At 52.3% G+C, this 2,738-nt stretch carries 5 protein-coding genes and 1 pseudogene; 2 read left to right on the top strand and 4 right to left on the bottom strand.

Translation table 11 applies throughout. The features are described 5' to 3' along the window. Both K5E40_RS34190 and K5E40_RS34185 read left to right on the top strand, forming a co-directional pair. On the top strand, positions 1-641 hold a 641-nt coding region (locus K5E40_RS34190; RefSeq protein ID WP_311775999.1), incomplete at its 5' end, for an RHS repeat-associated core domain-containing protein. Continuing rightward, complete coding sequence (locus tag K5E40_RS34185; protein ID WP_221734418.1) at positions 638-1,024, top strand: hypothetical protein; 387 nt, start codon at positions 638-640, stop codon at positions 1,022-1,024. The genes K5E40_RS34190 and K5E40_RS34185, both read left to right, overlap by 4 nt. A gap of 61 nt (positions 1,025-1,085) precedes the next feature. On the opposite strand, the gene K5E40_RS34180 is transcribed toward K5E40_RS34185, so the two are convergent. The 4 genes and pseudogenes from K5E40_RS34180 to K5E40_RS35335 form a co-directional block, all read right to left on the bottom strand. Beyond that, entirely contained in the window at positions 1,086-1,247 is a 162-nt protein-coding gene (locus tag K5E40_RS34180) for a hypothetical protein (RefSeq protein ID WP_221734417.1), read from the bottom strand. A gap of 123 nt (positions 1,248-1,370) precedes the next feature. Beyond that, positions 1,371-1,793 (bottom strand): YMGG-like glycine zipper-containing protein, encoded by a 423-nt coding sequence (locus K5E40_RS34175; protein ID WP_221734416.1) that lies wholly within the window; start codon positions 1,791-1,793, stop codon positions 1,371-1,373. A gap of 170 nt (positions 1,794-1,963) precedes the next feature. After that, the gene (locus K5E40_RS34170) at positions 1,964-2,335 is read right to left on the bottom strand and encodes a glycine zipper domain-containing protein (RefSeq protein ID WP_221734415.1); all 372 of its coding nucleotides are present in this window, start codon (positions 2,333-2,335) and stop codon (positions 1,964-1,966) included. A 321-nt stretch (positions 2,336-2,656) separates the two neighbouring features. Continuing rightward, positions 2,657-2,738 (bottom strand): annotated as a pseudogene (locus K5E40_RS35335) (maturase); the annotation flags it as partial.

Genomic DNA, 2,738 nt, shown 5'->3' with positions numbered 1-2,738 from the left:
ATTACAACCGGCACCGGTATTACGACCCACGGTTGGGCAGGTATCTGACACCGGACCCGGTGAAGTTGGCGGGTGGGTTGAATCAGTATCGGTATGTGCCGAATCCGACGGGGTGGGTGGATCCGTTGGGGTTGAGTTCCTGTCCGGGTGGCGATGAATGTAAGCGAACTTCTGAAAAAAATGATCCAACAGGGAGAGTACAAAATGGTGAGGATCACCCAACCCTCCCTACCCCACAAACAAACCATGAGTATTTATACCGTGGCGACATGAAAGATCCCTCAGAAATTTTTGAATACGGGTTTAAAAGTAAAGGTGACAGCAATGACCTACTGCTCCACTCAATCGACAGTGACTTTCCACCCAGCAACTTCATTAGCACATCACCATCTAGAGAAGTGGGAAAAACGTTTGCTACTGGACACGGTACAAAAACCGGATTTCTCTACACACTAAAAATGATCCCAGGTCACGACCTCAAAAAGGAACTAGGTGCAGCATATAAATTCGAGAAAGAACAGGAGGTTGCCATTCCTGGCAGGATCAGAAGAGAAGACATCCTTGGCGCAACCATAATCATTGACGACGGCAGAGAATTTGGCTACTCCATTCCAAATCCATACAGGAGAATAGATAGATGATTTCCAACATCAAAGTAACAATAGGGATCAACGATAAAAAACAAGAAGTCGAACTCATCTGTGACGACACAAAGGTATCTATAACTCTAAACTTAGAAAACCAAAGCAGCCAAACTTATACAGATCGCGATTTTTATAAGTGCTTTGGATTACTGAGAAAAAGCAACCCTCACATACGTTTTTTTTGCAAGGGCTCGAAAATCAATGTGCATCCATCGAGCATGTCATCCCAAATGTCGCTCGGTTTAAAAGCATACGAATTAGTGATGGGTAAAAAACCTTCTTTGGAAGAGGTTGTTTTCATATTTGACTATGAGGAAGAAAATCTCACGAACGACCCGGAAGAGCAAAGAACATTCTATTTAAACTGGATAACGTCTTAAACCTCAATGAGAGGCCTAATCCAGGCCCCTCACCTTCCAGATAGGGGGATGAAAATCCCCTTCACTGCTCATCTTCCTCCTCGTCATCCAAGACATCATCCGAATCATCCAACGGCACCGTCGCATCATCCATCAGCGACCCCGGATCCTCATTCCCCGGATCATTGATATACGGCAGCCCACTCGGGCCTTTCTCTTCCTTGCCTTCAGTTTCGGGAGTCATGGCAAACCTCATGAATTGGGGGGAGTGTATGACGTTCGAAAAGCCCCAGGGCCAATCGTTCCAACGACTGACCAACAGAAACAAGAAACCCGGCACACGGCCGGGTTTCTGTTGAATCTTAAATCAATGATGTCGGTTTTTATGTTTGTTCTTATGTTTATGACCACCACCGGAATGAGACTTCCCGCCATCGCCACCCAGATTATTGCCGACCGCACCACCCGCCGCGCCACCCAATCCTGCACCGATGGTTGACCCCGTGGAACCACCCAGGCTGTTACCGATCACCGAGCCGCCGGCTGCGCCGAGGCCTCCGCCAATGGCGGCTTCCGTACGATTGCGTTTATTCGCCCCGACGGCACTGCCCGCCGCACCGCCAACACCCGCCCCCACTGCCGCGCCTGTACTCCCGCCGAGTTGCCCGCCGACCACGTTGCCCAACGCACCACCCAGCCCGCCCCCTACAGCCGCCGTGCCGTCGCCGGCCGCCATTACGCCTTGCGAAACCAGCAATCCGAAAAACAGTGCAGATAATGACAGTCGCATATGAACCTCACAGTTCCCGAATCGGGAAAGTCCGCCCAAAAAAGGGCCTATGTAAGATTGGAGGCGCCTGAGGAAAAAACGTTCACCAACGAAAAAGCCCGATGGGGTGCACCGGGCGTTTAGGTGGAACGGGATTAAACCTATTTCAGGACGAAGACAGACGATCAGTCTCAGTGGCGCTTGTGACCTTTCGACAGATTACTGCCCACCGCACCGCCAGCCGCACCACCAAGACCCGCACCGATGGTCGCACCGTTCCTGCCACCGAGGCTGTTGCCGATGATCGAACCACCGGCCGCACCGACACCGCCGCCAATGGCTGCTTTGGTCCGGCTGCCTTTACGCGCCCCCATTGCACTTCCTGCGGCGCCTGCCACGCCAGCACCAATCGCTGCGCCATTGCTGCCGCCCATTTTCTGGCCGACCACGTTACCCAGCGCGCCACCCAGGCCACCGCCGAGCGCAGCTGTGCCATCACCAGCAGCCATTGCACCTTGAGCAACCAGAAGCCCAAGAACCAGAGCAGGCAGTGTTAAACGCATGACAAAAACCTCAAAAATTGGGATGACACAGAAGGCCGGAATTCAATGCTGTTGGTACGCACTCAGCGCCGATTGGACAGCGATTTCGCAAAAGGTTTTATCGCAGGCAAAAAAAAGCCCGCTGGGGAGACGGGCTGGAGACTTGCTTTCTAACGGATGGCTTCACCCTACTTTGAAAGACGTGAAAAGTTTGTGAAAGCATTGCCAACCCACCCGCCATCTGTAGGAAATTTCCAGCCTACTCGTCAGAATCGAGGAGGAGGCGGATTCACATCCGCCGTCCTCTCACACCACCGTACGTACGGTTCCGTATACGGCGGTTCAGGTTATACGGTTAAGTCGGTTTATCGTGTCCAGTATCGAGACCAGGCCGAGGTTGTCCCATCGTTTCTTCGCCAGCGCC

This window comes from Pseudomonas baetica (genome assembly GCF_019733355.1).
GTDB lineage: Bacteria > Pseudomonadota > Gammaproteobacteria > Pseudomonadales > Pseudomonadaceae > Aquipseudomonas > Aquipseudomonas baetica_A.
The sequence above is the reverse complement of the archived record's forward strand: the minus strand, read 5'-3'. Positions and strand labels throughout refer to the sequence as shown.